General features: G+C 44.8%; 21 protein-coding genes and 1 pseudogene. 4 read left to right on the top strand and 18 right to left on the bottom strand.

Annotated features, from left to right (window positions below; genetic code table 11):
• Nucleotides 1-157: 157 nt before the first annotated feature.
• Entirely contained in the window at nt 158-832 is a 675-nt protein-coding gene (locus AC3ITG_RS15130; protein WP_489254230.1) for a TetR/AcrR family transcriptional regulator, read from the bottom strand.
• Between the two features lie 50 nt (nt 833-882).
• Nucleotides 883-2,117, bottom strand: a pseudogene (locus AC3ITG_RS15125) (aminopeptidase).
• A 298-nt stretch (nt 2,118-2,415) separates the two neighbouring features.
• Here AC3ITG_RS15125 and AC3ITG_RS15120 point away from each other — a divergent pair.
• Both AC3ITG_RS15120 and AC3ITG_RS15115 read left to right on the top strand, forming a co-directional pair.
• Nucleotides 2,416-2,556, top strand: a complete 141-nt coding sequence (locus AC3ITG_RS15120; protein ID WP_157258453.1) for a hypothetical protein — start codon at nt 2,416-2,418, stop codon at nt 2,554-2,556.
• A 230-nt stretch (nt 2,557-2,786) separates the two neighbouring features.
• Nucleotides 2,787-4,061 carry a stalk domain-containing protein gene (locus AC3ITG_RS15115; RefSeq protein WP_489254229.1) on the top strand — a complete coding sequence of 425 codons (1,275 nt, stop codon included), beginning with the start codon at nt 2,787-2,789 and terminating at the stop codon, nt 4,059-4,061.
• A 106-nt stretch (nt 4,062-4,167) separates the two neighbouring features.
• Here AC3ITG_RS15115 and AC3ITG_RS15110 read toward each other — a convergent pair whose 3' ends face one another.
• From AC3ITG_RS15110 to AC3ITG_RS15070, 9 genes are all read right to left on the bottom strand, one after another.
• Nucleotides 4,168-4,668, bottom strand: coding sequence for a GNAT family N-acetyltransferase (locus tag AC3ITG_RS15110; protein ID WP_413378597.1), 501 nt, complete (start codon nt 4,666-4,668; stop codon nt 4,168-4,170).
• Nucleotides 4,669-4,881: 213 nt separating this feature from the next.
• A complete protein-coding gene (locus AC3ITG_RS15105; RefSeq protein WP_413378595.1) occupies nt 4,882-5,190 on the bottom strand; it encodes a hypothetical protein in 309 nt (102 codons plus the stop codon).
• 15 nt (nt 5,191-5,205) lie between these two features.
• Nucleotides 5,206-6,390 (bottom strand): aminotransferase-like domain-containing protein, encoded by a 1,185-nt coding sequence (locus AC3ITG_RS15100; RefSeq protein ID WP_489254228.1) that lies wholly within the window; start codon nt 6,388-6,390, stop codon nt 5,206-5,208.
• A 191-nt stretch (nt 6,391-6,581) separates the two neighbouring features.
• Nucleotides 6,582-7,736, bottom strand: coding sequence for an NAD(P)/FAD-dependent oxidoreductase (locus tag AC3ITG_RS15095; protein ID WP_489254227.1), 1,155 nt, complete (start codon nt 7,734-7,736; stop codon nt 6,582-6,584).
• A 57-nt stretch (nt 7,737-7,793) separates the two neighbouring features.
• Nucleotides 7,794-8,519 (bottom strand): methyltransferase domain-containing protein, encoded by a 726-nt coding sequence (locus AC3ITG_RS15090; RefSeq protein ID WP_489254226.1) that lies wholly within the window; start codon nt 8,517-8,519, stop codon nt 7,794-7,796.
• A gap of 280 nt (nt 8,520-8,799) precedes the next feature.
• Nucleotides 8,800-9,780, bottom strand: a complete 981-nt coding sequence (locus AC3ITG_RS15085; protein WP_489254225.1) for an aldo/keto reductase — start codon at nt 9,778-9,780, stop codon at nt 8,800-8,802.
• Nucleotides 9,781-10,507: 727 nt separating this feature from the next.
• The gene (locus tag AC3ITG_RS15080; protein WP_413378585.1) at nt 10,508-11,602 is read right to left on the bottom strand and encodes a Ger(x)C family spore germination protein; all 1,095 of its coding nucleotides are present in this window, start codon (nt 11,600-11,602) and stop codon (nt 10,508-10,510) included.
• A complete protein-coding gene (locus AC3ITG_RS15075) occupies nt 11,599-12,669 on the bottom strand; it encodes a GerAB/ArcD/ProY family transporter (protein WP_413378583.1) in 1,071 nt (356 codons plus the stop codon). Before AC3ITG_RS15075 ends, AC3ITG_RS15080 begins: the two co-directional genes overlap by 4 nt.
• Nucleotides 12,662-14,008 carry a spore germination protein gene (locus AC3ITG_RS15070; RefSeq protein WP_413378581.1) on the bottom strand — a complete coding sequence of 449 codons (1,347 nt, stop codon included), beginning with the start codon at nt 14,006-14,008 and terminating at the stop codon, nt 12,662-12,664. The genes AC3ITG_RS15075 and AC3ITG_RS15070 overlap by 8 nt, the downstream gene beginning before the upstream one ends.
• A gap of 205 nt (nt 14,009-14,213) precedes the next feature.
• Here AC3ITG_RS15070 and AC3ITG_RS15065 point away from each other — a divergent pair, with 205 nt between their 5' ends.
• Nucleotides 14,214-14,687: a MarR family transcriptional regulator gene (locus AC3ITG_RS15065; RefSeq protein WP_489254224.1), complete on the top strand. Its 474-nt coding sequence runs from the start codon at nt 14,214-14,216 to the stop codon at nt 14,685-14,687.
• Nucleotides 14,688-14,841: 154 nt separating this feature from the next.
• Nucleotides 14,842-16,083, top strand: coding sequence for an MFS transporter (locus AC3ITG_RS15060; RefSeq protein ID WP_489254223.1), 1,242 nt, complete (start codon nt 14,842-14,844; stop codon nt 16,081-16,083).
• Between the two features lie 123 nt (nt 16,084-16,206).
• Here AC3ITG_RS15060 and AC3ITG_RS15055 read toward each other — a convergent pair whose 3' ends face one another.
• From AC3ITG_RS15055 to AC3ITG_RS15025, 7 genes are all read right to left on the bottom strand, one after another.
• Nucleotides 16,207-18,231 (bottom strand): alpha-L-arabinofuranosidase C-terminal domain-containing protein, encoded by a 2,025-nt coding sequence (locus AC3ITG_RS15055; protein ID WP_489254470.1) that lies wholly within the window; start codon nt 18,229-18,231, stop codon nt 16,207-16,209.
• A gap of 33 nt (nt 18,232-18,264) precedes the next feature.
• Nucleotides 18,265-19,158, bottom strand: coding sequence for a carbohydrate ABC transporter permease (locus AC3ITG_RS15050; protein WP_489254222.1), 894 nt, complete (start codon nt 19,156-19,158; stop codon nt 18,265-18,267).
• Nucleotides 19,159-19,173: 15 nt separating this feature from the next.
• Nucleotides 19,174-20,136, bottom strand: coding sequence for an ABC transporter permease (locus tag AC3ITG_RS15045; protein WP_489254221.1), 963 nt, complete (start codon nt 20,134-20,136; stop codon nt 19,174-19,176).
• 33 nt (nt 20,137-20,169) lie between these two features.
• Nucleotides 20,170-21,738, bottom strand: a complete 1,569-nt coding sequence (locus tag AC3ITG_RS15040) for a type 2 periplasmic-binding domain-containing protein (protein WP_489254220.1) — start codon at nt 21,736-21,738, stop codon at nt 20,170-20,172.
• 158 nt (nt 21,739-21,896) lie between these two features.
• Entirely contained in the window at nt 21,897-23,588 is a 1,692-nt protein-coding gene (locus AC3ITG_RS15035) for a response regulator (RefSeq protein WP_489254219.1), read from the bottom strand.
• Between the two features lie 3 nt (nt 23,589-23,591).
• Complete coding sequence (locus AC3ITG_RS15030; RefSeq protein WP_489254218.1) at nt 23,592-25,391, bottom strand: sensor histidine kinase; 1,800 nt, start codon at nt 25,389-25,391, stop codon at nt 23,592-23,594.
• Between the two features lie 75 nt (nt 25,392-25,466).
• Nucleotides 25,467-26,321 (bottom strand): AraC family transcriptional regulator, encoded by an 855-nt coding sequence (locus tag AC3ITG_RS15025; RefSeq protein WP_413378564.1) that lies wholly within the window; start codon nt 26,319-26,321, stop codon nt 25,467-25,469.
• Nucleotides 26,322-26,338: the final 17 nt, after the last annotated feature.

The following is a 26,338-nucleotide window of genomic DNA, read 5'->3' as shown; positions in this document are numbered from 1 at the left end:
AATAATACTTACATGTTTACTTGGTTTTGAGACAAAAAAAAGAGATTTACCCCTTTCCACTGCGAATAAAGCGGGGCAGTGTAAATCTCTACGGTTGCAAATCAACAAAGTGAATTTCGATTCGTTTTGTTATACGATATATTATCAATACCATTTCTTACCTGTCAAACATTTTTTTATTTATGTAACTTAAATCGTTATTCCCCTCAAATAGACCAGCGGTTGATACCACTGTTTCTGGTTCCATAAAAAGTCGAACAATTTTTTGGGGATCAATATCTACTTGTATTTCATAACCGGGAGCGAGCTGCAAGGTCAGACCTTGAATCAGACTTACAAAATAAAACGCAAGTTGTCGAGTATCTCCTTGTATGATGCCGCCCGACTCCTGTCCTTGGCGAAAAATCTCTGCCAAAGGTTCCAAATTGTCAGTAAATCTCTGGGTTGCAGCTTGTTTTATTTCAGTGCTGACGGCATGATTTGTTCGTATACTTTGGAGCATGATGGTGAAGGCCCAGTTACTCTCGTTTGATAACCACCCTTTGCTAATCTCGAATAGTTTTTCACGAGGATCTATATCCATGTCTGCTATTTGTGCAATAGTCCTCCCATACATCGTTTGTCCTCGGCGCAGAACCTCACTGAAAATTTCGTCCTTCGATGTAAAGTAGGTATAGATATTGCCTACGCTAAGTTTTGCTTCCTTGGCGATATCTTTAATATTGGTTGAATCAATCCCACGTTTCGCCATGGTTTGTAATGCTGAATTTAAGATATGCTCAATGCGTACCTTTCTCATTTGTTGGTCCTTCAGAATGTTTCTGGGTGACATTTGAATCCTCCTCCGTTTTATTACCAATTATTGATCTATGATTATTAATTCTACACCCAGTTACCGTTACGAAACACAGGTTCCAAGCCTCCATTTGAAAGTTCTCCGTCAATGTCCATATTAGCCGATCCAATCATAAAATCGACATGAATAAGGCTTGAGTTCACACCGTTTGCCGCCTTTTCCGATTCAGTCATCTCGTTCCCTCCCTCAAGACAGAACGGATAAGCATTACCGATCGCGAGATGGTTGGATGCATTTTCGTCAAAGAGAGAGTTGTAAAAAACAAGCCCTGATTCCGAAATCGGAGAATGATGGGGCACCAACGCAATCTCGCCCAGATAGGCCGCGCCTTCGTCAATGCTAATTAATCTTTTTAGCACCTCAAGCCCTTGCGTTGCTTGAATATTAATAATTTTCCCGTTTTCAAACGTCAAGGAGAAATATCGATTAGATATCCTTCATAACTTAGCGGCTTAGTACTGCGAACCGTGCCGTTCACCCCCTGCTTTAACGGGACAGTCCATACTTCTTCTGACGGAATGTTTGCCAAAAATGAAACACCCTTTTCGTTGATGTTATCCGCATCACTTACCCAGATATGTTTAGGCGACAGTTCTATCCGCAGATCCGTACCGGGTCCACGGTATCGAAGTGCTCGATACTTTTTACGATTAAGCTGCTCTGTCTTGTTTCTAAGCAGTTGAAGATGTGTCTTCCATGACTCAACGGGATCAGCCGAATTAATCCTCGTAACGTTAAAGATAGCTTCCCACATCGTATCGATCAAATGCTCTTCGGCAACATCAGGAAACACCTTGGCAGCCCAATCCGTTGATGGAACCGTAACTATAGACCAACTGATCTTGTTGGACATCCCGTAGCTGCGAAATTTGGCTAATGCCTTACCTTTGGATGCATTCAAATTCAATATCCGCTGTGGATCTATTCCCTGCAGAAGATCGGGATTGGGCGCAGTGATCGTCAGGAAAGCTGCATTATTTTCGGCAAAAGTCTCCCAACCTGCTGCCCGGAACGCCGGATATTCGTGGAACACTGAGTCCGGCGCAAGTTCATACTTTAAACGCGTAATCTCATCGTCGCTCCACTCGATATAAACATCATGAGCGCCGGCCTCATAAGCATTTTTTACAACTAATCGAACAAACGGAGCAGCCGATATTGGCGCGGTTATGACAAGCGTTTGACCCCTCTGAACATGAACACCAACGTTGACCACAAGTGCTGCGTAACGCTGTAATTTTTCATGAAAGTCCACTAGCATCTCCTCCTCCTGACTAAAATTAATATCGCTGGTTTATTTATTACTCTTCATAATATCATTCGTTAATATTCCAGCCTATGATTTACTACCCTGCCAATATAAATCCTTCGCACCAAATAGAAAATCAGAAGTTTCTGTCCGAAGGGACAACTGTTGCTCCGCCCATTTAATCCAACAATTAGGCGTATACATAAGTATACAGAGCATGATTAACATATGTTGAAATAAAATTGATTTTCGGGGTGACGTCGTGGCTAAAGGCAAAAGAAATAACCTGATGAACGAGGAGCTAACTTCCTTGGAATTAGCTAAAATCGGACTAACGTTAAACGTGATCGGGGATATACTTGGTTATTTCTCGATCCTCAAAGCGGAGGAAGAAGCAGCGAATCTGGCTGCCGATACGAATAAAATGGGTAATACCACAGCTGTAAAATGAGCATTCAACTTCCTCTGATTTCATTCCCTTTAAAAATAAAAAAATGGAAATGCGATTATGCGCAAAGAAACCGAAATTGTACGAATTTCCGTTTCTTTGCGTATTTACTTTAACCCATCATATCTTGTAATTGGAACTCTATGAAAATTTTGCTATACTATTTTATGCTAGATCACCGTCAAGATGAGATGCCATTCTACTATATTTGATGAGTTGGAGGAATTCAAAATATGTTACATACACGAATAGGAAAGACTGCTGCTGCCACTATTCTTGCTATATCTTTACTCGGAACCACTGCAAACCTTAATGATGCCTATGCCGCACCCGCCATTTCGGTCTTGCTGGATGATGTTCCTCTGAAATTCGATGCAGCCCCACTGATTGATAAAGGTGTTACCTATGTCCCTTTCCGAACTGTTGGCGAAGCTCTGGGAATTAGCATTACTTGGAATAGCAAGGCGCAAACCGTGAAAGCCATTGGAAATGTGAAAGGTCAGGCGACGGAAGTCCTGCTTCAAGTGGGAAGCACCACAGCAACCGTCAATGGAGAAAAGGTTAAGCTCGCAGCGCCACCCGTTCAGCGGGAAGGTCGTGTGCTTATTCCACTCAGTTCGTTCAGTAGTCAGTTCGGTGTTAATGTAGGCTGGAACCAGTCAACTCGTACCGTCTCTCTTGTTTCACCTCAACGTGAAATGCATTTGAGAGCCTTCTATGCGCTGCAATCCTATAAGGAAATCGATTTGGTACCATCCATGAACTCCGTCGCTTTTGGCTGGAGTCGCATCGATCGCGAAGGTCAATTTACGCTTCAAGGTAATGAGTATCAAATTCCTGCTGCTGCCGGTGACGTTACACCTCAATCCATCGTTGCTGATGCAGCAAATCAGAGTATTAAACCGTATCTTATGGTTTATTCTTTGGATGGAAACGGAGAACTGACCAAGGTGCTGAGTGACAGCAGCATGCGCCAGAAGTCCATTGAGGGCATAACTGCTGCCATAGCTGAGAATGGTTTTGGAGGCGTTGTTCTTGATTTTGAAGGACTGGGTTTTAAGCTGGACGCTGTAGAGCAACAGAAGCTGCTGAACAATTACGTCAAGCAATTGAAGGATTACTTGCCTAAAGACATCGCTCTATCTTTGGCCGTCCCCCCATTAAATAGTGCATATAAAGGTTATGATTACAAAACACTCGCTTCGCTGGCAGATGACATCATCATTATGGCTTATCAATATAATCCTGTTGGAACCAAATCGCAGGTCCCTGAGCCGAACAGTCTTGTGGATCAGGCCATCCAACTTGCGCTAGATGCTGGCGTATCCAAGCAAAAGCTTCTGCTCGGTATCAGCTTAAATAGTGAAACCTCATCCTCCATAGATGATAAACTGGGTCTTGCCAAGCGATATGATCTCAAAGGAGCTGCCTTCTGGCGCCTTGGATTATTCCGTACCTACAATAATCAGATGGAAGACGCTGTACATGCCTCTGTTATAAAAGAGTAAAGAAATTTCGATATTCTTGACCCCATTGGCATTTCACACACAAAAAAACGAACCGAAATCTCTGGATGCTGACAAGAGATTTCGGTTCGTTTGTTATAGATGATATCTATGCGTTCAATGAGGAGTGTTCGTTTCTGTGGGTTGCACTGAGTACCAGATCTTTTTGATAGGCAAGTACTCGATCCCAGTCCCCGTGAAAAATCGGTATCCGATAGTACCCAACTCTTTCATAAAGGGCAGCCGCCTCAGGCTGCTTGGGGCCAGTCTGCAGCTTCAGATTGGTGTAGCCGAATTCGAGCGCAAGACGTTCTGCTTCGGCCAGAATGGCTTGGGCCACTCCCTTACGACGGAAATCCGAACGTGTGTACATACGCTTGACCTCCACAGATGTATCATCAAGGGGCCTGATGGCTCCGCAGCCTACCGGATATCCATCCAAACGCGCGACAATAAAGGCTGCTCGCGGTGTCTCCACGTCGGATGGCTGAAATCCCGCCGTCCCATCGCCGCCATATAACAATCCCAGTTCTTCACTTAGCTCCTTGATTAAAAGTTCCGAATCCTCGCTTCGTATATCTTCGGCAGCAGCAAGTACGATCGACGACATTGCGTAAAACCCCTTTCCCTCATTGGATTTATTGGATTTTGTGATTTATATAAATTATCACGAACAGGTCCTTAGCGTCAATTCCCCATCGATTGAATATTTCAATAAGCAAACTGACGAATAGATTCACAGCAAAAAAGTCGCCAAATTGGCGACTTTTCCGACACTTATATGGTTACAATTGGACGGATGCATTTGATTCCAAGTCTCTGCTTACCCTTCAACCACATCGGCTCGCAAATCCGTTGCAACCTCAATCATTTGCGGAACGACAGCTTCATTGACAATGGCAACATACAGATCTCCCATATACAAACGAAATGGAATCTGAAGGTTCTCATACGTCCACATGAAGAAATCCCCATCGATGGACATGACGCTCTCCGGTCCCTGGACGGTAAGAACAGGCGAGTACGTAAAGCCCGGTTTGGACGCAAAATACTGTTTGCATTCTTCCAAGGAGATGGATTGCTCCTCGTTATTTTCTTGCATGGATCGAGTGATCCGAAAACGTTGATTCATGAAATGTGCCTCCAATTAGAATTTGTGCAGAACCTGTCCCAAAATTTCGATGCCCTTCACAATTTGCTCATCGGAAGGTGTTGAGAAATTAAGTCTGATCGCATTGCAGGGTTCGTTCTCATCGACGAGAAAAGCAGTTCCCGGAACAACAGCTACGCCTTCCGCAGCGGCTGTTTTGGCATAATCCAGCATCGGAATATGAGCCGGCAGATCACACCAGAGGAACAGCCCTCCATCCGGTTGAGTAAAGGTAATGGACTCACCCATATGCTCCTGCAGCTTGTCAATCATCAAGGCAGACTTCCTGCGATAAATCGCACGGATACTGCTGATATGCTCTGCATAGTTATACTCAGTCATGAACTTATGTGCCAGAATCTGCGGCAGCATGGCTGTATGTACATCTTCTCCCTGTTTGGCAACAACCATCTTCTGAACAACCTCGGAAGGAGCCAGAACATAACCAACACGCAGGCCAGCCGACAGAATCTTGGAGAAGGAGCCTACGTAAATTACCAGACCTTCATCATCCATCGACTTAATCGTCGCTACATCTTCTCCGCGAAACCGAAGTTCTCCGTATGGGTTATCTTCCAGGATCATGACTCCATACTTCTTGGCAAGATCATAGATTGCCTTGCGTTTCTCCAGGCTGGTGGTAAAACCTGTAGGGTTTTGGAAACTCGGAATGACATAAATCAGCTTTACATTCTGCTCGGTTTGCAGGGCATGCTCCAGCTTCCCGATATCCATACCGTCCGTCTCCATCGGAACGCCGACCAGGTTTGCACCTGAAGCCCTGAAAGAGTTCAGTGAGCCGATAAAGCTCGGGCTCTCACAGATAATCGTATCCCCTTCATTACAGAATACTTTACAAGCGAGTTCAATTCCTTGCTGTGCTCCAGATACGATGAATAGTTCATCCGATGCTTTACCCGTGTCAAAGCCTGTCTTCAGATGTGTAGTCAATGTATTACGCAGCGGCGCATAGCCTTCGGTAATTCCATATTGCAATGCTGTTACCGGGTCTTGTTCCAGAATCGATTGAGTGAAAGTGCGAATCGCCTCAATAGGGAAAGTCTCCGGAGCGGGATTTCCCGCAGAGAACGGAATTACATTTTGACCCGAAGAAGCCTTTAGGATCTCACGAATGATGGATGGCTGCAATGCAGCAATCCGGTTGGAAAATGAATAGTTCATCTTAAAATAATGCCTCCCGAATTCAAGTCTGACTCTTGTCTCTATAACTACAATTAGATTCTATTATACGAGTATTTGGCAGATTTCTAAACGGTCTCGTCAAAATTGGCAGAGAAAAAACAAAAAGAGGCTGACATAAGCCGCCCCATGTTCCTATGGATTTTATTTTTTGGATGTCACTTTGCTGCCATCTATGATCGATGGACTAGATTGATTTCCGATAACCGTGTTGCCTTCACCAGATAAGTCGCCAGACCAGGGACCATGCGGGCCAAACCAGGATAGAATTTGTTCGTTTTGGCAAAAGCCAGCTTCTGAATTCTTCGTGCACGCCGGAGCAGTCGGGAGAATTCAAGATTGGCTTCTCTCGAATACTCTTGCTGCCACTGCGTAAAGCTGATCTTCCTTTGAAGATACCTGTCAGTCCATTCAGCACACAGCAGTGAGGAACGAAGTGCAATGGACATTCCGTCACCACACAGGGGAGGTATCATCAGCATCGCATCACCAATATGAGGATATTGGGACCACGGTTCAGGAACATTGGATAGATGGAGTGGTGCAATTGAGACCTGTGTTCCTGGGACTGGGGTTCCCTCGGCAAGCCTCGCTGCCAATCTTTCGTTGGTTAGGGATGCAGCCTGCAGAATATCCTTCACAGACTTGCCGCTTCCCCGCACCGTATCAAGGGTCAGCAATGCAGCTACATTTGCGATACCATCCTCAATCGGCGAAACACCGACATACCCTCCCTTGCAAAAATACAACTCAACCCGTGGCGGGATGGTGATTCCCCGATAATGCGATTTGACACCAACATATGCTGTTTTATCCCGCATCTTGGCTGGCGAGGTCATCCCGCGCGGCTTCTTCGAGCCATAGGCTCCAATAACGGTTTTTGCTCTATACTGAATCCGCTCATTTCCTTGTTTGGCTTCGACTTCATAGCTATAATCATCTAACTGCTGAATGTTAGTTATCGTTGCCCTCGTAACGATTTCAACGCCTGCGGCTGTAGCCTGCTCGTGTAAAATCCGATCCAGTTCATATCGGCTAATGCCATAGGCCAATCCTGGCAAAGGAGCTTCGATCTCCCCGCGCTGAGGCATAATGATCTTGGCATGATCCAGGGTGCTCGGCTTTATCTCTTGTTCACAAAGCTGGATACCCAGGTAATCGAGCATTTCCGTTGTCTCAGGCGACATAAATTCACCGCATGTTTTGTGACGTGGAAATTCCTGCCGATCCAGCAGCAGTGTCCGATGCCCTTGCCTCGCAAGCTGCAACGCGCAGGTACTGCCCGCAATTCCCGCTCCGATGACTATGACATCCATTGGTTTAGACACGTAAGAACACCCGCCTTTCTTTGTCCTTTATGATAACTGCCTATTGATGAAATGATGCTATGATAACGTCCCATGATGGGGTATCACGACGGAATAGCGGAACAACGGCTTCCATTCATAGGTCAGCGTGTCATGGTTCAACTGCTGCTTCAATTCCCGCCAATCCCTTCCCGTGAAGCCTTTTGCAACAGACAGAGGTCCATCATGACGAATATACCGATTGCGAGAGATCATTCGAGTGGTTATCCATACGGCTGCATAGGATATGGGATGCCGATGGATATCGTTAATGACAACACCATATTTGGAGGCACGCAGCATATGCGAGACCATCTCCACGAGTTGCTTTCCTTCAAAATGATGGACAAATTGCGAGCCGGTCACGATGTCTGCTGAGGCATCCGGCAATTCCCTGACATCGGCACGTCGAACCTTGATTCTCGGTTCATTCCGGAAAAGGGTTCTCGCTTCCTCACATGCCTCCTCTGTCAGATCGACCAGAGTAATCTCAAGCTTAACTCCCTTCTGGTCCGCCCAGCGCAATAACTTCTGGTTTACATCACCTGAACCTGCTCCTACATCAAGAAGGGTCAGCGTAGTTGGACTGCCAATCGCTTTCCATAACTTCTCCACACCTGCACGGGTTGGAGCGGGAGCCGCAAATATTTTGTTCAGCCGTCTCAAATGTTTGAGCGCTTCGCTCAATTCTTCTCCCCCTATGGAGAAATCGTCCATCAACTCATCTTCCCTTGCCCGTACGGATAGTGTTCTAAAGAAGGACATGATCCCGCTCCTTTACAGCTATATATTGTGAATGATTTTCTCCAATTAACAATTATCCCCTTAACCAAGCCTTATAATCGTAAGCACTGCGATATGTTATTTTACGAAGACTTCCCCCATCTCAGAATGCTTAATTCCATTACACCCTAAAGCGAATAAATTCGATGCTGCATCGCCAGATAAAAACATAAAGAAGCCGCCAATTAGGCGACTTCTGTTTGTATATGTGATGAACCTGTTACTTTACGTTGGTTCCATCTTCCTTTTCCAATCATTTTGATTATTGATGACCAACAATTCGATAAGGCACATAGGGTTCTTCCAATGATGCTATTTCTTCGGGTGTCAGCTTAATTGAAAGAGCGGCCACACCATCCTCAAGATGCGATATTTTGGTAGCGCCAATAATGGGAGCTGTGACTGGTTCCTTTTGCAGTAACCAGGCAAGGGCGATTTGTACACGAGGAACCCCATGCTTCTCCGCAATCGCGGCAACCTGATCAATGATCAATCGGTCGGTAACTGCAGTCGCATCATATTTTTGCTTTGCAATCTGATCGGTTTCGGAACGATGTGTTTTTTCCTGAGGGTCCCTTGTCAATCGGCCTCCCGCAAGCGGACTATACGGAATCACACCGATTTTCTCAGCTTTGCAGAGGGGAAGCATCTCTCTCTCTTCTTCGCGGTAGATAAGATTGTAGTGATCCTGCATGGATACAAAGCGGGTCCACCCATTTTGCTCGGCTACATGTAAAGCTTTCAAAAACTGCCATGCGTACATCGCAGAAGCGCCTATGTATCTTACCTTCCCTGCTTTGACCACATCATGTAAGGCTTCCATTGTCTCTTCAATGGGTGTAGTGTAATCCCAACGATGAATCTGATACAAATCCACATAATCTGTTTCCAGCCGCTTCAGGCTTTTATCTATCTCACTCATGATGGCTTTACGGGAAAGTCCGGCACCATTTGGGCCTTGGTGCATACGACCATTGATCTTCGTTGCGAGCACAATTTCATCTCGATTAGCATAGTCACGTAAGGTGCGCCCAATCACTTCCTCGCTGGTTCCGGCTGAATATACATTCGCTGTATCAAAAAAATTGATCCCTAGATCCAGCGCCTTTTTAATAATGGGACGACTGTTCTCTTCATTAATGACCCATTGATGGCCTCCAGGAACTGCTGTACCAAACCCCATACAACCTAGGCACAGACGGGACACATCCATACCTGTATTTCCAAGCTTCACATAATCCATTTGCGTGTTCCTCGCTTTCCAATGGTTGTTGTTACCTTTGCAATAGCTCTGATACCTGAATATGGTGTACACGGAAGAATAATTAGTCATGTGTATAGTATTAAGCATGAGAAATAATCTCGCAATTCACAATTGGCTGTAAAACGTGCATTAGTAAACAACACGATCGGAAATGTTCATTATTCGGGAAGCAAGATGATGAATAATGAACATTTCCCTTTTGTGTATGTCACTTAAGGTTGCTTAAAGTTACTTAGCCTACATGCTCCCACCACGTTTCCCACTAAACTGGCTAAACCATATATAAATAACACGATACTCAATGTTTTTCCCGAAATATGAGTGATGGAGCCCAGATACTCTGCGATGTAACTATTCACACTTTCCGTTGACGAAGCCATAAGGATAACAGCAGCGATGGCTAGCCAGGTCTTGCCTCTATTTAAGGTACGCCAAATACCATTCCCGTGATTACCTCCAAGCATTATTTCAGATACCGCTTTGGGAGCTTCTTCCCTGCTTACGGGTGTCGAAGCTACGGTCAAAGCCAATGAACAATAAAAAGGATGTAAAAACCCGGAATAATGCGAGCCACGAGGGCAACAGTGAACGTGCAATGATGGAAATAATATTACATGAAAAAAAATTTTATAAAAAAGTCGCCACCAGGGCGACTTCATAACGGTATAGCATTTTCCTCGCTTATAGCGGAGTAAACAATGCTAAGCTATTTTTTTAACATTTGCCCCTGACTATCATTATCGTTGGCATTTTCTTTAAAATAAATTTCGTTTAGTACGTTGACACGAACGTTGATCTTTTGCTCCAACTTCGGAAACCATTTGGATTTCCATTCCTTTATTTTTTCCTCAGACATCTTTGGACGGAATATCATGCCTATCCCCAGTACATCCGATTTTAAGGAATGAATCTTTCTCACGGTTTCATTGAATTGTCTGCTCAGTTGTTCCTTCATTTCTTTCTCAATCACCACATTGCCTTTTCCTTCAGGGCTTTCCGTAATCACCACATTGAGAAGAATATCCGTGAGGATGGATGGCCCGTTCTCCGACCAAGAGGTCTTGTGTTTGATTTTGGTATCTTGAATAAGAACACTTGTGTTCTGTGCAACTTCAATGGTTCCTCCCGAATATTTCCCTTTAAATAAATTAAACAAAAGCGTTTCTTCCTTATTCAGCGTTCCTACCATGCGGTCATCCCGCATGACGGCCGTGCCTTTAAAGGTGAATAAAGTTCGATCGCCGTTTTTGAGCATTGGGATGGCCATGTCTTCCGTATATGAATTTTGGTTTTGATAGGCTTCCCATATTCGGACGATGGATTGATTGGGCGTCCACCCGGCATCCTGGCTAAAAAAGTCGTAGGAAGAAATTTCAGGCGTTGGCGAGATTTGATGATACATCGTCTTCTCAAAATCACCGTTAATAACCCCTACCAGGCCCTTGATGGAGATATCGTTCGCTCTCACAGCAAAATTGATGATGTTATCTATCCCCTGCTCTGCGACCTGTCTGTCGATTAACAACAACCTCAGATGTACCAATTCGATGCTTTTTTCGGAATCCGTACGAATCAAATCAATGGCTTTACTGATCGATTTCGCCTCTTTGTCAAGAATTTGGGTTTTGCCTGATGCATCGGGTATTTGGAGAATGATCCTGTATTTCTCCGTCTTCCCTTTCCCCACGCCCATGACAACAGGCAGATATTGTTTGTTAATATCCTTTGTATCCCAACATCCCGGAAGTAACATCATCATAGAAAGAGCTACAATCAGAGTCCTTATGGTGCGCATGTTCATGTACTCACCTTCTTTCGCTGCCATTGTGCCGCGAGGAATACAATGATCGGAAAACCGATAACGCTATAAACGCAAAAGAAAGAATTCAGGTACAGGTATGAATTCAAAGCGTTGACATCCGGTATCATGAGACTAATCATGTACAAGGAGAAGCACACTACGGAAAGAATCCATAACCGATTGATTTTCGGCATAAATAGCTGATGCAGCAGGGATACCAGAATCCAGAGTAAAACGGAAACCTTCAAAACACCCAGCGCACTGGAAGCCACCACGTAAAAGCTTGGAAGCCAGTCAAATACAACCCACTCCAGATCAATGGTGTCTGATGCCATAAGCATGGGATATTGCAAATGGATTACCGTTTCCTGTCCGAATACAAGAAGCGGAACGTATACAGATCCCAATGCAAACACAAATATGATACCAACCGCTGCTGCTGCTTTGCCAAAACTAAGCCGTTGCTTGGAGGGAATCATGCCAAGGAATAAAAAACCGGCTGAAATTACCGTACATACATAGAAATCCGAATGGGAGAAAAATGACATTCCACTATCCCAAATCGGAAAAATGTAGCTGATTCTGAAATTCTGGATGCTGATCATCATGGAGAAAAAAATGAATGGCATCAAGAGAATACACAATCCGATGCTAGCCCGGATCATTACGCCCAGTCCCTTCCAAACAGCATAGAAGCAGAGAATGATAAAAAGAGCCGATGTTGCTGCTGGCGGTGTTCTCTGTAATAATACGGCTTTAATTTCGACTGACTGAAAGTACATAAGCAATAGCAGCTCAATATATAGGAAAATCATCATCGGCAGAACGATCAGTCTCGTTACCCATTTGCCCAGTGAATCATTACAGATGTCCACCACTGTTTTCCCTGGAAACTGCGACAACGCTTTTAAGTACAACCATAGAACCAGTAACTCTGCCAAAAAGAGGATCGTTATGGGTTCCCAGTGTCCTTTTGAAGTCGCAGATATGATGCGTTCAGGGAAGATGGCAAAGATCGAAGCGAGGTGAAGCAGAACAAACATGGTAAGAATCTGGGCTTTATTCATCCGGAGCCTTTCCTTTCACACTTAAACTTAAGTAGGGAACGGAGAAAGTATTCAACGAGGCAAAATACAGTATAATCCAAATCATCGCAGCCTCAAGACCCCATATTCCGAAAAAGGAACTGATGAGCATGACAACATATTTGTACATTCGTATGCCCGTCGTGTTCATATAGCCTGCCAATACAAAATTGGCAATTGCCGAGGCAACCAGAATAATAATTAATAGATTGCTGACGAGTTTGGCCTGAACAATGGCTTGTCCCAACAGAATACCGCCAATCATGGTTATGGTGGGTCCGATATTCTTGGGAAGTCGAATGGTGGCTTCGATAATCATCTCCAAAAGCAGCATAACCAGCAGCATTTCGATCAACGAAGGATACGGAACCCCTTCCCTGCTCTTGGCTACCGTGATGGCTAACTGGATTCGCAACAGTTCCGGATTCACCGAATTCAGCACAATATACATACCTGGAAGCGTAACGGCCAAAAGTGCGCCAATTGCCCGTACGGTTCGTAAAAACACTTGAAACAAATACGGGTAGTTAACGTCCAGCGTTGTTGACCATAGATCCGTTATGATGGCTGGAAAAGCAAAGGCAAACGAAAATTGATCAATCAAAATAACCACTTTTCCGTTCATCAGATTCTGTACCATTTCCCCAGGTAGCTCCGAAGAGATATACGTTGGTGTTATTGAGAATTTCGAATGCCCCAGTATACTGAGCAGGTCCCTTACCGTAGTCAATTCCTTGTCCTTATTTTGTTCCAGCTTATCCCGAATAGACGCGATGACCTTAGCTTGGGCAACTCCCTCCAAATACACCATGGCAATTTTCTTGGTAGACCGGGTCCCTGTCTCTCGTCGTTCAATAACCAACTCATCGGAAATCATCTTTTTCCGTAGCAAACCGATGTTTTTATTAATATCTTCTGTAAAAGCATCGTACGCAGATTGAAGGGGATTCTCACTCTCCGGTGCACTGACAGAACGCGAAATGTCAGTATGCTCCGGTTCCATGACAGCTGCCGTCCCTTCTGTGCTGAACAGAACAAGCTTTCCATGCAAAAGATGGCCGCATATCTCGTCCATTGACAAGGCGGCCTCTTCTTCAAATGGCCTGAACATATTTTGAAATGATCCGTTCTTATTTCCACTCGCCGCCTGGTTAACTGCAGACAATGTTGTTGGAAGATCGACAAGAGTCTCCATGTAATACGCTCTGAATTCCTGATCGGCGATAACCACGTTCTTGCTTAAGAAATCCGAGCTCTTTTTGAAATGCTCATAGAGTTGCTTTTCTATATCGTGAAGATCCTGTTCATGGATTCGCTGCAAATTTTACCACCTCTTCTGAAGTAGTATGTCGTTAAGAAAAAAGTTTATTCAGAAATCAACCTTGATTTACACTGTAATTTAGAAGCTTTTGACTCTCTTTTTCACGTATAGTTTCATTCCTGAAATAAATTATTTTGATATTTTTGAACTGGAAACCAAAATTTAATATAATATTGTAATGCACCAACGGGTGGGAGGATAGGCCATGAACAAAGAAGAACAGGTCTTACTGGGTTTCAGGGACTTATATAACAAGCTGGTTTGGCTTAATAAAGATAAGATGGAAGAAAGTCTTAAGGGTTATAAGCCCTCTGAAGTACATTGCATCGAATACATTGAAAAAAATGTAGATTCCAATGTGACTAAACTTGCGGATTCCTTTTATATGACTCGCGGTGCGATAAGTAAATTAACGAAGAAGCTCATAGAAAAAGGCCTTATTGAAAGCTACCAGAAATCAGATAACAAGAAAGAAATCTATTTTAGGCTTACGGAACAAGGGAAAGTCATTTATCAAATCCATGAGGACCTGCACAACGAGTTTCAAGAGCGAGATAAAGCCGTATTTGAGCAGGTAACCGACGAGCAATTTAAAAGTATGCTTAACTTCGTGGACAAGTATAATCGACATTTGGATGCAGAAATAAAGAAACTGGGTGTAAATCTGAAGTCGGAATAAATTTGAATAATGAAAGTTAAATTAAATGCAGCTGGGCTCTTTTGAGAACAGCTGCATTTTTATTGTTATTATTTTGTTGACAAGGAAACAAAGCAGTTGTACGCTATTAATGTTTCCAAGGAAATAAAATCACGACATTTGAGGGGAGAATTGAATGTTTAAATTTCGATCACGATCACATCATATACAGAACACAGAACAAACCATAGACAAACACGCTTTACTATTCGGTCTGATCTCTGTGTTTCTTTGTGGAATAGGATTCAGTATCATCGCACCTGTTGTCCCATTCCTGGTACAGCCTTATATAAGCAATCCGGGACAACAAGCTATCGTTGTTACGCTCCTGACCTCTGTTTATGCCTTCTGCGTATTTTTTGCGGCCCCCGTGCTTGGAGCTCTGAGCGACAAATATGGCCGCCGTCCATTGCTCCTGGTATGCCTTTTGGGTTCCGCAATCGGATATTTGGTTTTCGGCATAGGTGGAGCTCTATGGGTACTCTTTGCGGGGCGTATAATTGAGGGTATAACAGGCGGAAGCATAGGCACAATCTTCGCATATTTCGCGGACATCATCCCACCGGAACAGAGAACCAAATACTTTGGATGGGTAAGTGCGGTTGTAGGTGTAGGCACCGTCATTGGACCGACTGTAGGCGGATTACTCGCCAAGATTGATTATTCTGCACCCATGTATTTTGGAGCAATCATAACTTTAGTGAATGTTATATATGGATTCTTTTTTATGCCTGAGAGTCTTGACAAGAAACACAGACTGAAAGAAATTACGCTTGTAAGACTTAATCCATTCATACAACTTGCAAACTTGCTTTCCATGAAAAACTTAAACAGACTACTTATCTCAGCCTTTTTACTTTGGATACCCAACGGATCTTTACAGGCCGTCTTTTCACAATTTTCAATGGATACTTTCAATTGGAAGCCTGCAATAATTGGACTTATGTTCTCGATTATGGGTGTCCAGGACATCATCTCACAAGGTTTCATCATGCCCAAGCTTCTGAAAAGACTTAGTGATAAACAGATAGCCATTCTTGGAATGATTTCAGAGATTATAGGCTACAGTCTGATCGCACTATCTACTTTGTTCTCATTCTATCCATTGTTTATCGTGGGCATGTTTATCTTTGGTTTTGGTGATTCGATCTTCGGGCCTTCCTTCAATGGCATGCTCTCCAAGTCTGTCGATTCTAGTGAACAAGGAAGGATTCAAGGGGGTAGCCAATCTATTCAGGCGTTAGCTAGAATGATTGGTCCTATCATTGGAGGTCAAATCTATGTATCATTTGGTCATGCCGCACCCGCTGTGATGGGCATGATCCTTATAGCAGCGGCAATACCTGTTTTGTATAAGCGAACGCAAGTAACTATTTAAAATGCCTGCTTCCATTGGGCAAGTATCGGAATCATGGTGGTCGATACACCATCTAGAACAGATAATAGGGATTCAGAACTTAGGTACAAGTTCTGAATCCCTATTTGTCTACACCCCAGGATGTCAAATCAATTGGTCTGCCTTTCCAAACTCCAGTACATAGATGGATGAAGGATGTAATACGTAACCACGCTGCCAATCCTCGGTCAAAACACTCCGTTCTGTGCACTTGATATGATTGGGTTGAAACACGGAGTTGATGTTATTGTGCGAATCGCTGGTAATCTCATATAAGGTTCCCTCTTCGCTCGCATGGAAAGCTTGTAAATCCAGCTCAATCGATACTTCCTCCAAGCTTCGGTTCACAACAAACAAGGTGACCCTGCTGCCATCAGCATTCGTTCCGGCCACAACATCCAGATCGGGGAGTGCATCCAGCTCTACAGGCGTTCTTTTGTTAGAAGCTACAGAGAATGTTCCACATTCGGCTTCGACAGGTAGGATATGATGAATATCCCGATTCGCGTAAAGCTTTAATACTTCATAGGTTGGAGTTCCATAGATCGTGAGCGGGTGTCCACTCCATCCAGCCTGCTTGCCCCGATATTGATCGGCATAGAAATCCCCGACACGGATGCATCCCCCGAGCCAACCATTGACCAGATCGGAGAAACTGCCGATGTGCACGCTATCGCTGCAACGAATCATTTCATTCAGATTGGCTGCATTCGCCACGGCGGCTCCAAGGGTGTGTTCGTCTGGCAGTCCTTTTCGCACAGTGTTTGGATAGTACATCGTGTTATATTCGGTGATGGCCAGCTTTACATGCTGATGTTTGATGTCGGAATGGATGACCTCCATTGTCTGGCGTATATAATGCCGGGTCCACTCGGGATAACTAGCCATTGCTTTATACCGATCCTCAGCCGGCGTATCCCGATTCATGCCAAAGGGACCGTAGCCATGATACAAATGTAACGTTAGATAATCGATATGCTCCCCTGCCAGGGCAAGCACGGTTTTATTCCAATCCTGCTCGTAATGTCCACAGGCCAGCAGTACAATGGAAGGATCTGCTTCCTTCATCGTTTTTGCAAACTGTACGGTCCGCTCCGCAAATTGTTCCGCAGAGCAAGCACCAACTTGCCATTGCCCCCAAACCTCGTTGCCGATCTCCCAATACTTGACATGATATGGTTCCGGCGATCCATTCTTCGCCCGAAGAGCACCCATTGGGGTATCCACACTTCCATTACAATATTCAATCCATTGGGCGGCCTCTTCAGGTGTACCCGATCCATCGTTCACGCAAATCAGAGGTTCCACTTGCAGTTCGTGGCAAAAACGGATAAATTCATCCGTTCCGAAATACTTGCTGGTCCATCCTCCCCATGCCTCGTTGTACATGACTGGTCTCTCCAGAACCGGCCCGATGCCATGCTCCCAGTGATAGGCGCTAATGTAGTTACCTGCGAGTCTCATCATGCCTGCGTTTAGCGCTCTGGTCATCTCTATCACTTCATGTTTTACTAGGGCAATATGATCAATAGGCAATAAAGACACATGATCAAGCCAGAGCATTCCCGTAGAGACGTGATCGATCCATCTTGGATGCTCCGCCGGAATATACACCCGAACCTCTGCATCGGGACAAGCACGTAAGATCGTCAGCCGTCCTTCATACTCCCGCCAGTTATGGCTGTCCAATTCGACTTTCAACTGACCGAGCACTTCTTCCGTACGTCTATCGACTGCTTCCACCATCAAATACTGGAGTTCGATGGAAGCTCGCGCAACTATACGGATGGTGTAATCCATTGGCCCTTTCAGTGCGGACCTCTGCGCAATCCCGGCGTACGCTTCATCATCACTTAAGATTCGAATACGCTGAGCGCGACCCGAATGTCTGAGGGCCGGGGCTTCCATCGCATATTGAGTATTTCTCCCGTTGGTGTGGGCATGCCAGTTCCCCGATACGGAAGTCCTTGATTCAGCCTCGCTTTCAAAATCCATATCCTTCAATGGAAATGCAAGCATCGCTTCCATATGATCCCGGATATCTTCCACAAAATGCCCAAACAAATAAGGGTTGACCGTATGCTCACTTGCACGACTACAATCTATACTAATTCTGGCGTTTGATTTCAACATAACTCCTCCATTATTGAGGTTGACATGGATTTAACCTTTAATTGATCCAATCATGACCCCTTTAACAAAATGGCGCTGCACAAAAGGATACATCAACAGTACAGGCAAACTAGAGACGATAATCACCGCATATTTGATGCTCTCCGCGAGCAGGATTTTGTCTTCCAATCCAAGGCTGCCGTCCACGGCATCGGACTGGCTGATCAGCAGAATTTCGCGCAGTACCAACTGAAGCGGATGCAGATTTTCGTTACGAATATAGATGAGCGCGTTAAAAAATGAATTCCAGTGGCCTACGGCATAGAACAGCACCATCACGGCTAGGATCGGCTTGGACAGGGGCAAAATAATGCTCCAGAGCAGCCGCCAATTGGAGCACCCATCCATATGGGCAGCTTCCTGCAGCTCCCATGGAATACTCGACTGGAAATACGTTCTCATCACGATCAGATTGTACGTGGCGATCGCGCCGGGTATAATCAGAGCCCACATCGTATCCACCATGCCCAAATTTTTGATCAATAGATACGTTGGAATTAATCCGCCACTGAAAAACATCGTTAGCGTGATAAACACCATGATTACATTACGTCCAGGAAGGTCAGGTCTGGAAAGGGGGTATGCAGCCAACACGGTCATGATAATGTTAATCACAGTGCCGACGACCGTATAAAATATCGTATTACGGTACCCCAGCCAAATCTTCTCGTTGTGCAAAATATTCGTGTAGGCGTCCAACGTCAGTCCTTTGGGCAGTAACCAGACTTCTCCGTTCAATACTTTCGTGGGATCACTGAACGAAGCACTCACGATAAAAATCAGCGGGTACAGCACAGCGATGATAATGATCGAGGCTATGATGTATATGATTACATCGAAAATCCGTTCATTGGAACTGGCTTGTAATGTCGCCTGCTTGGACATAGGATCTTGCCTCCTTTACCATAAGCTCGTCTCAGACGTTTTGCGCGCAATCCGATTGACCAGTAAAAGTAACAGCAGATTAATGATTGAATTAAAAAGCCCGATAGCAGCTGTATAGCTGTATTCTCCCTTGAGGATACCTGTCGTATAGACAAACGTTGAAATGACGTCGCTCGATTCCAGATTGAGATTGTTTTGCATCAGCAAAATTTTCTCAAACCCTACGTTCATGAAATGACCGATATCCAAAATGAGCAAAATGATTACGACAGGAGCGATGCCGGGTAGCGAAATATGCCAAATGCGCCGCAGCCTTGATGCTCCATCCATCTTGGCAGCTTCATACAGATGCGGGTTCACTCCGCTCAAGGCTGCAATATAGATGATGGATTGCCAGCCCATGTTCTGCCATATATTCGAACTGATAAAAATGGTTTTGAACCAACCTGCTTCCTCAAGAAAACGGATCGGTGTACCTCCGAATGCCTCAATCAGCAGATTGACAGGACCCGTATGGGGCGAGAGAAACACATTCAGTATGCCAACGATAACGACCACTGAAATAAAGTGGGGGATATACGTAATATTTTGCAGCCACTTGCTGAAGGTTTTATTGCGAATTTCATTAATAATTAGTGCCAGTAGAATCGGAATCGGAAAGGCAATCAATAAGGAGAACAAGTTAATCGATAATGTATTCCATAGAAGTCTCCAGAAATAATAGGAATCAAAAAATCGTTCGAAGTGCCCAAAGCCTTCCCAGTTGCTGCCCAGAATCCCTTTAGCCGGATTGAAATTCTTGAACGCAATTTGCAGTCCATACAACGGGGCATAGTGGAATACCACATACCAAGTGACTGGCAGAAGCAGCATAAGGTACAGGTCTAATCTTTTGCCCATTTGCCTTAACAGTCCTGAACTCTTTTTCGGATGGCTTCGTGGCATCGTAATCGTTGTATCGGTTTTGACGCTTTTCATAGGCAACTGCTCCTCATCCATGATGTTTCAGCATTATTTCTGCATCTTGTCAAAGGCATCCTGATACAACTTCTCCAGTTCCTCAACTCTCATCTTTTTGAGCGTGGTCTGGAATTGCTCCCACTTGTCAAAACCGATTGCACCCACAATAAATTTTGTACTCTGTTCTTCGTAATATTTATCAATATCATTTCGCAGAATGTTGACTTCCTGGGCGGTTTGCTCATCAAACATCGGAGCCGCATAGCGGACTTTTGGCATGAACGGATCGAGCTTTTGCTGCGCCTCCTGCACCTGAGGTGGATTGATAAAAGAAGCAACCTGTTCACTGATGAGATGTGGCGCGCCTCCGCCGGCATAAGGTGTAATCTTGGCCTGGTTACTGATTTCCTTCAAGAAGTCCTCTTTATAGTAAGGAATACCATCCTTCATCTCGTAATGCTCGCCTTCTCTTCCGAATCGGAGCAGGGTAGAACCCTCGTCACCGTAGAAATAATCAATCCAACGCATCGTGACTTCCGGATATTTATTGACAGATGTAATTGCAAAGGCTCCAAAATCTCTGGCGATTGGCAGAGCCTGACTCTGCAATCGGTCACCTTGCGGACCTTCCAGTGGGGCGATACCGGTATATTGATCTTTTATCGACAAAAAGTTATTGTTCGTCTGGTCAAAGAAAAAGCCTGTATTGCCCGATCCCTGCTTGGCAAGATATTGCGCTTCCGTGTGTGAAAATATTTCCTGATCCAGAAGCTTTTCCTTATACAGCTTGTTTAAGTACATCAGCATTTCTTTATTCTGGTCACTGCCCATCCAGATACTTACTTTGTTATTTTCAATATTAATGTTATAGCCGAGCTGTGAATCCAATCCGAATGATCCGCTCATCGCGTTAACCACAGCCAATCCAACACGAGCTGTCATCGGAAGTTCATCCTGTTTGCCGTTTCCATTCGGATCATCATCACGGAAGGCAAGCAACACGTTGTAAAGTTCTTCGGTGGTCTCCGGCACTTTCAGATTCAGCTTGTCCAGCCACATCTGATTGATCCATTTCTTATCCGTACGCGCCGCACTTAGCGTAACAATACCCGGAATCGTATAAATGTGGCCCTCTGGTGTAGTAATGCCTGAGCGAATTTCGGGATATTGTTCCATTAATTTCTTCAAATTCGGAGCATATTCATCGATAAGGCCTTCCAGTGGAATCAATTGGCCGGCAGAGCCATAGCGGATGGCTTCAAGCGGGGAAATACCTGAACGGAACAGGGCATCCGGCAGTTCATTCGAAGCAAACAACAGATTTTTTTTCTCCTGAAAACCATCCGTCTGCGCTTCAATGAATTCCACCTTCACATGGCTTAATTTCTCGTAATCCTGGAAAACCGGCATTTCCTTGAAAGGGCCATTTACGGGTGCAATTCGGGTAAACATCTTGAGATTCACCGGTTCGTCCACAATCGGAAACCCGGTCGTATGAACGTCATTCTTCGAAACCTCTGGTGAAGCTTCGTTATTGCTTCCACCGGAATTGCATCCAGCCAGCATCAAACTGGAAGCGATCATCATCATGATCATATTTCTTCCCCAGCGTTTGCGCATAAAGTTGTGCCCCCCACAATTCTTTATCACCAACGTGATTTGTAAGCGTTCACGGTTGGTGTGTGCTCATTATAATTCACCGGGCATGGAAGGTAATTACAATAATATGACCCTTTACTCCACATATTTTACGAGTTTTTAGTTCTGCTCTTATCTGCCTAGTTTCCCAAGTGCAAAGACGGGAGTTTCGTGTCGTTCTTCCTTTTTCCTGGATTGCTCAAATACGCTTGTGGTGTTAAACCTGTTATTTCTTTGAATACTTTAAAAAAATAGTTATGCGTCGTAAATCCCACTTGCATGCTTATTTCTTTGATCGAATATCGGCCACTGTCCAGCAGCTTGCAGCCTGCATCAATCCGAATCTGATTCAGATATTCCGAAAAAGTTCGTTGCGTCTCCTCCTTGAATATTCTGCTTAAGTAGGAGGCATTCAGACCGATTACGTTTGCCGCAAGCTCCAATGTGACATATCCCGGATACCTCTCCAGAATGAAATGGATCGTCTGCGTGACATGGCGAGAATAGGACCCGATTACACGATGTTGATTCAGCAAATGAAACAGGCTGGAGAAGAAGGATTGCAAGCCTTGCTCCAATTCTCTTACATTTTTCATCCGCCCAAGCTCGCTTCTTGATGGCAGATTAGCTACCGCTGGATCTGTGGAAGGCAAGCAGGTCCTCCATGCTTTATCACCCGTTTGCATGAGCTCGCTGACAATCATCTGAACCGTATGTGAATGGATAGGCAAGTAGTCTATCGAAGCAATAATGGAGGAAATCAATTGATGCACGCCTTGCTCGTCAAACCTTTCTATGGATAACAGAAGCTGCTTGTGCTCCTCAATGGTCAGTGAAACTCGCTGACTTTGATCGTTTTCATGTGAATGCTTGTCGGAACATGGAGTTTCAATTTGGAGGGTATGACTTCTGAACGTTTTCACAGACGAAGATCCATCGAGTTCGTATTCCGCTGAGCAGTAACTGGAGGCCAGCTGTGACAGACTGGTGCATATAGGTCCTACTGCGGTTACACTTTGCAGATTCAGGAACAGTTCCAATGCATGCTGAATCTTCCGCAGTTGGCCGTCTACCTCACGCTGCATGATGTGCTCGCTTCGTTCCCTGAAAGAAAACACGATAACAAATCGCCCTTCCTCAACGTACACCGCTGTCCGCTCATGGATATCACCCAGGCTCTGCTGCATCATATCGACGACCTGCTGAACCAGACCATTGGTCCTCACATCACTGTATGACTCTGTCAGCAGCAGGAATGGAACAATCTGTAAAGCTGCTGTTGCATATCTGGACGCATGTGGATACAGATTGTCTTTCTGGGAAAAGTCTTCAAACCCGTACGTTGTTTTCGTCTGTCTTTGGAGCAAATACAGCAAATAATCGCGCATAACCTCGGGACTCACTTTCTCGGCTATGGCGCTCTCGGCGACCTGTTTCTCACGCAACCGATCTTCCTGCTGCAATTCCGATACGGCTTTATTCAAGATGTTGAGCAGTGTTGACTCGTCCAATCGATGCTTGAGCAAATAATCAATGGAGCCATTGTTCAGGCAATCCCGCACATAGTCATAATCGTCATAGCTGCTAAGCATAATCGTCTTAACCCATGGAAAACGTTCATTAATTGCCCGATTGAGCTCTACACCGTTCATTTCAGGCATATCTACATCAATAATGACAATATGCGGTGGCGACTGCTCAATCATCGTTAAAGCGATTAACCCATTATGCGCCTGACCGCATAATTCAAATCCATAGTCAGCCCAGTCCAATAACGTCCATAGATTATGGCGTACTAACGGTTCATCATCGACGAGTAACACCTGAAACATGGCTTATATCACCTCTCGTTTGGTATTTTCCATACTTTTCTCCAGTTTGGGGAGCCGAATTTCAGCTTTAGTGTACAACCCCGGTTCACTGCACAAATAGACACCATACGAGTCGCCGTACGTTCGAACGATTCGTTCGTGTACATTACGTACACCCATTCCACTAAAACGTGATGTTTCTCCGTTTGTACCCGTACCTTTCAGTAAATACTCCCGTTGCTTCTCCGTGATCCCCTTTCCGTTGTCCACCACATCAATATTGAGATTGTTTCCTTCTTCATACACCCGTATCAACACGAATCCATCCTGTTCGAGCGGTCCGATTCCATGAATAATTGCGTTTTCAACCAGGGGCTGCAGCATCAGCTTCAACACCCGGCAATCCAGCAATACGTCATCCTCAATTTCGGTAATCATACGAATCGGCTTCATATATCTGTACTTCATGATGGAGATGTAGTGCTCAACATATGCCAATTCTTCACGCACCGTAAGAAATTCGCTTGAATTACCGAGGACACTTCGCATGAGCTCAATCAACGATCCCGAGACCGCTTCAATGTTCGGCACTCCGTTCAGCCTGGCCAGATACTTGATCGTATTGAGCGAATTATATAAAAAATGAGGATGGATTTGTGCTTGGAGCGCAGTTAGCTCAGCTTCCCGCTTTTCTTTCTCACTGACGCGGATTCCTTCGAGCAGACCTTTCAATTCTTCCACCATACCGTTAAAGACATGGTACAGCTGTCCTGTCTCATCTTCACTTTTAATCTCATTTTGGGGAAGTGTCAGATTTCCGTCCTTCACCAACATCATCAGTGATTTTAGTTTTCGGATATTCAGGGTAATTCGGGAAGAGACTTGAAGTGAAACGATCAGTACAACGACAAACACGATAATGGACACCTCTGCCAGCAGTTTGCGCAGCTTCACCGATTCGGTCAGAAGAGAATCCATCGGAACCAAAGAAATAGTACTCCACCCAGTATAGTCGGATTGACGGCAAACGACGATATATTCTTTTCCATCAATATACCGCCTGACCGCTTCACCATCCGTTTTAAATTGCTGATTGATCTCCTTAATTTGCTGGTAAGATGGAGTAAGAGATGAGGTAGCTCGGGTTTCATAGACGAATTGATTTCCCTTGTCCAGTACATAGATCATGCTATCTGTAGTCGGCCTCACGTCGTATGTTTTCTGAATAAACTCATAATTCAGGTCCACTATGACAACTCCAATGGACGCACGGTTATAACGAATCTCCCGACCAATGGTGATTGCATCTGACACTCCTGTCTGCTTGAAATACGCGTGCCTTGATCCATTTTGCAGCATGTAATTCATCATTGGTGTACCCAAGATGGTCCTGTCCAGCCAAGGTCCACCTGAGAAAAACACCTTCCCGTTCAGGCCCACCACAGCTATCCGTGAAATGTAAGCCTTATAATCGATCAGGGACGATAGAAATTCATCCATCCGCTTCTGCTCCTGAAACCACTCATAACTGATTTCCTCATTCGGACTGAGCAAAGTGTCAATAACCGTGTTTTTGTTAGTCACCACGACAGTATTCAGACGGTCGATCTCTTCCAGCATCATGTTCAATGATTCATCTGCCTGCCTTATGCTGTCCGAAACCGACGTAATGGCATTTTGCGTAATCGTCTCACGCATGCTCATATAAACAATGACCGTAATCAAAATAATGGATACTAGCGTAACGGCAATAAAAGCGATAAAAATTTTACCTTGAATGCTGCGTTTCGGTGAAATCCATCTCTGCAATGTAGAGAGCTTCATTGTGGGAGTCTCCTTTTTCAAGATCCAATCGAAAAAAGTACGCGTTCTCCGTACCGGACATCCGTTTGTTCAGGATCAGCTTGAGGTTCTCCGCATCATGATTGGAGGTACTTTGTAATAAATTTTGAATGCTCTGGTAAATGAATATAGATTCGGATAACCCAGCGACAAAGCAATCTCCGTAACGGTAGCATCCGTATCCTTTAGAAGTTGTTTGGCCTTATCCATTCGTATTCTCTGCATGAATTTTAACGGGGGCAGACCAACCTGAGTGGTGAACATGTTGGAGAAGTACGAACGATGTACCCCTGCGAAGTCGGCGACCTGCTGCACGGAAATGCCCTCTGTTGCATGTAATTCCATGTAATCCATGCATTCATGGATCCAGCCCGCCAGTTCTGTAGGCTGTGCGTAGTTGGTGTCTGGAACAAGACTAGCCAACAATCCATATAGCAACCCATGTAACTCCAGCGATACTGCTGGCTTCCACCGTTCCACACATGCCAATGCATGAATCAGACGTTCCGACGTTTCCTGAACCTGTGGAGATAACATCTGCTTGCCGAACGGACTTTCCGGAGTCAAGCCAGCGAGCTCCAGTAATGGCTTCACTTTAACCCCATCCAATGCCAGCCAGTTCATTTGCAGCGGAGATTCCGAGGGAAGCATGTGATAGTAATAGGTTCTGCCGGGAAAGAGACAAAACAGATCATTCTTCTGCAGGTCCACTCGCTTGCCATCAAACTCAAACCTGACCATACCTTCATGCACAAAATGAAGACTGTAACACTCGATACGTTTGGGACCAACCCGGTAATTGGATTTGGCTATACTTCGCCCTGCCCGGACAGGCCAGATGTGTTCCTCTTTATCCAAATAACCTGGCTTATAGTAGATGAATTCTGCATACTCGTATTCATATTCCTGCATCGTAGGGAGTTCCCTCC

The sequence above is a fragment of the Paenibacillus sp. GL_099_B genome (assembly GCF_057835695.1).
Note: the sequence above shows the minus strand (reverse complement) of the source record. Positions and strands in the feature narration are given on the sequence as shown.

Coding starts and splice junctions, on each gene's coding strand:
- AC3ITG_RS15130 (WP_489254230.1), bottom strand. CDS start 832: ATGTCACCCAGAAACATTCTGAAGGACCAACAAATGAGAAAGGTACGC.
- AC3ITG_RS15115 (WP_489254229.1), top strand. CDS start 2,787: ATGTTACATACACGAATAGGAAAGACTGCTGCTGCCACTATTCTTGCT.
- AC3ITG_RS15110 (WP_413378597.1), bottom strand. CDS start 4,668: ATGTCGTCGATCGTACTTGCTGCTGCCGAAGATATACGAAGCGAGGAT.
- AC3ITG_RS15105 (WP_413378595.1), bottom strand. CDS start 5,190: ATGAATCAACGTTTTCGGATCACTCGATCCATGCAAGAAAATAACGAG.
- AC3ITG_RS15100 (WP_489254228.1), bottom strand. CDS start 6,390: ATGAACTATTCATTTTCCAACCGGATTGCTGCATTGCAGCCATCCATC.
- AC3ITG_RS15090 (WP_489254226.1), bottom strand. CDS start 8,519: ATGTCCTTCTTTAGAACACTATCCGTACGGGCAAGGGAAGATGAGTTG.
- AC3ITG_RS15085 (WP_489254225.1), bottom strand. CDS start 9,780: ATGGATTATGTGAAGCTTGGAAATACAGGTATGGATGTGTCCCGTCTG.
- AC3ITG_RS15080 (WP_413378585.1), bottom strand. CDS start 11,602: ATGAACATGCGCACCATAAGGACTCTGATTGTAGCTCTTTCTATGATG.
- AC3ITG_RS15075 (WP_413378583.1), bottom strand. CDS start 12,669: ATGAATAAAGCCCAGATTCTTACCATGTTTGTTCTGCTTCACCTCGCT.
- AC3ITG_RS15065 (WP_489254224.1), top strand. CDS start 14,214: ATGAACAAAGAAGAACAGGTCTTACTGGGTTTCAGGGACTTATATAAC.
- AC3ITG_RS15060 (WP_489254223.1), top strand. CDS start 14,842: ATGTTTAAATTTCGATCACGATCACATCATATACAGAACACAGAACAA.
- AC3ITG_RS15050 (WP_489254222.1), bottom strand. CDS start 19,158: ATGTCCAAGCAGGCGACATTACAAGCCAGTTCCAATGAACGGATTTTC.
- AC3ITG_RS15045 (WP_489254221.1), bottom strand. CDS start 20,136: ATGAAAAGCGTCAAAACCGATACAACGATTACGATGCCACGAAGCCAT.
- AC3ITG_RS15040 (WP_489254220.1), bottom strand. CDS start 21,738: ATGCGCAAACGCTGGGGAAGAAATATGATCATGATGATGATCGCTTCC.
- AC3ITG_RS15035 (WP_489254219.1), bottom strand. CDS start 23,588: ATGTTTCAGGTGTTACTCGTCGATGATGAACCGTTAGTACGCCATAAT.
- AC3ITG_RS15030 (WP_489254218.1), bottom strand. CDS start 25,391: ATGAAGCTCTCTACATTGCAGAGATGGATTTCACCGAAACGCAGCATT.
- AC3ITG_RS15025 (WP_413378564.1), bottom strand. CDS start 26,321: ATGCAGGAATATGAATACGAGTATGCAGAATTCATCTACTATAAGCCA.